This is a genomic window from Brevibacterium gallinarum (genome assembly GCF_014836885.1).
Classification (GTDB): domain Bacteria; phylum Actinomycetota; class Actinomycetes; order Actinomycetales; family Brevibacteriaceae; genus Brevibacterium; species Brevibacterium gallinarum.
This window is the reverse complement of sequence record NZ_JACSPY010000028.1, coordinates 1-2,538: the sequence shown is the minus strand read 5'-3', so window position 1 is coordinate 2,538 and position 2,538 is coordinate 1. Positions and strand designations below refer to the sequence as shown.

General features: G+C 55.0%; 4 protein-coding genes. All 4 read right to left on the bottom strand.

Annotated elements, in window-relative coordinates:
• Positions 1-37: 37 nt before the first annotated feature.
• Positions 38-337, bottom strand: a complete 300-nt coding sequence (locus tag H9634_RS14315) for an ATP-binding cassette domain-containing protein (protein WP_191727477.1) — start codon at positions 335-337, stop codon at positions 38-40.
• Positions 258-1,055, bottom strand: a complete 798-nt coding sequence (locus H9634_RS14310) for a carbon-nitrogen hydrolase family protein (protein WP_191727476.1) — start codon at positions 1,053-1,055, stop codon at positions 258-260. The genes H9634_RS14315 and H9634_RS14310 overlap by 80 nt, the downstream gene beginning before the upstream one ends.
• 1 nt (position 1,056) lies before the next feature.
• Entirely contained in the window at positions 1,057-1,875 is an 819-nt protein-coding gene (locus H9634_RS14305) for a creatininase family protein (protein WP_191727475.1), read from the bottom strand.
• A 47-nt stretch (positions 1,876-1,922) separates the two neighbouring features.
• Positions 1,923-2,538 (bottom strand): ABC transporter permease (locus tag H9634_RS14300; protein WP_191727474.1); only part of this gene is annotated, 616 nt, incomplete at its 5' end.

The following is a 2,538-nucleotide window of genomic DNA, read 5'->3' as shown; positions in this document are numbered from 1 at the left end:
GAGGGTGGTCTACCCATGTCTGACTCTCCTTCAGGACCTACATAACGGCCCTGCCACTAAGTCTGACGCGCGACACTAGCACGCTCATCGCAGTGATGGACTTTCCAGATCCAGATTCACCGACCACAGCTAGAACTTCACCCCTCTCCACTGAGAGTGACACGTTTTCAACCGCCGGCGCGATCGATGCATCGTTCTGGAAGCCTACGTTGAGACCAGTGATCTCTAGTATGCTGTTGTGGTTCGGACTGTTCACGTTAAGCTCCTGAATTGTGTCCGGCGATAGCAAAGCGGCGGTTACGCAGGCCGGGGTTGATATTGCGAGTACGATCGACATCTTCCACGTCGATGTCGACAACTGTGAGTCCCGGTTGCGTACCTAGATCGGTCAGCTGCAATCCCATCGGATCGAAGATTGCTGATCTACCAATTGAGCGTTCCCCGGATTCTCCTGATCCTACGACGAAGAAGCCGTTCTCAATTGCACGAGCACGTAGAAGTGTGAGCCAATGCTCCTCCTTGTAGGATCCGCGGATCCATGCGGCCGGCAAAGCAATGACCTTGCTTCCAAGGTCAGCCAATACCCGGAAGATCTCTGGGAAGCGCAGGTCGTAGCAAGTGGCAAGGCCAACAGCCACACCGTTAACGTCTATGACAGTAGGTGCGATATCACCAGCTATTACCTTGTCCGACTCCCGTGCTTGGAACGCGTCGTAGAGATGAATCTTGTCGTAATGCGCTGATATCTTGCCATCCGAAGCGACAAATAGCGTATTCTTGACGCGTGTTCCATCGCCCGGAGTGAATCCACCAGCAACGATGGTGAGACCGCTACCTACCGTGGCTTGGGCCAGCGCAGTACCAAAGCTGCCGTCGAGAGGCTCGGCTTGGGGCACTTGGTCCTGTTCTTCAGCCGGGAACCGGGACATTGCAGCCTCAGGGCACACCAACAGATCAGCTTCTTGGGCTTTGGCTTCGGCAGCGAACGCTTCTATTTTCTTGATGTTCTTCGACACGGCTGGTACCGCACCGAATTGGCAGAGTGCGATACGCATGTCAGGACGCCTCCCCGCTATTACGAGTGTTTCGGTCGTATTCGCGGACATACTCGGCGCAGAATCCCATCACTCGATCGATCCACTCCCGACCAGTAGCGGCCCTAGCTGCCGATACGTCTCCGGTCACACCATTAGTGCTAACTTCAGAGAAATCCCAGTAGACTGTTCCAGGCACGTCGTAATCACCGATCTTAGTTTCCAGATAGCTGGTTGGCCTCCATCCGGATGCACTATGCAGACCTCCGGATTCAGCTTTCGACATATTGACCTGGTCGGGGAAAATCGCAAGCATGGCTGAGAGTTCTGGCTCTGCGCCGTGACCGTAGACCTTTGAAGGGTCATCATAGGCTGAGCGCATTAGCGCGTAACCTAGTTGCCATGGGTAAACATGGCCAATGAGCACACCCAGGTCACGGCGCAGGTCGACCGCTGCAGCTGCTACGGGGGCAACATTGCCACCGTTATTATTGATCAATACGAACCGCCGGAACCCGGAATTTACAAGGGACTCGATGATGTCACGCGTAGCCGCCTTAAGTGTCGCGTCACTCAGTGAGATGTTGCCGGGGAATCCGCGGAACGTCGGCGAGTGGCCATAGTGCAAGGCGGGTGCAACGAGTGTATCTACCTCCCCGTCAGTCATTCTTGCGATCTTATATGCCGCCCACTCGGCGACGATGGAATCTTCGTGTACCGGCAGATGAGGACCATGCTGCTCAATTGCCCCAATCGGCAGTAGGATCACCGGATCGCGTTCGGCTGCTTCTTTGACTTCTGTCCAGCTCAGGCGTCCGAAGCTCTTTGAATCATCGATCATTTACAACCCTCCGTTGTAGTTGATGTTTTGAGTAGGTCAAATTGTGACTATTTGAAAGCTCGGCGAGGGTCCAGTACGTCCCGAACGCCATCTCCAAGGACGTTTACGGCAAGCACGATTGCGACAAGCACAGCGGACGGATAGAGGAGCAGGCTAGGTTGCACCTCTAGGAAGTCACGCCCTGAAGCGATCAGCGTTCCGAGGCTTGCAAGCGGTGGCTGTGCTCCCAGACCGAGAAAGCTCAGCCCAGCTTCGACCTGCACGGCGAAGCTTGTACTAAGGCTTCCCTGCACGATGATCGGAGAAAGGACGTTTGGCAGGACAGTGAATGCGATGATGCTGGCGGTGCGGGTGCCATTGACGCGCTCAGCGTCAACAAACTGGGCCTTGCGTATCGCGGCAGCCTGGGCATACACGACTCGTGTGAACTGCGGAACGTAAAGGACTCCAATGACGATGACGACGTTGATCAGATCTGGTCCTAGAATCGCGACAACGGCGATCGCAAGAATAATAGCTGGGAAGCTAAGAAGGATGTCCGATCCACGCATGATCAAGGTTGAGACCCACCCACCTAAGAAGCCGGCTAGCTGTACTTCCTCGGGAGGTTGTGATCGGGATTTGAGGTGAAAGAAGACCTCCGATATCGAAGTGGGTAACCAC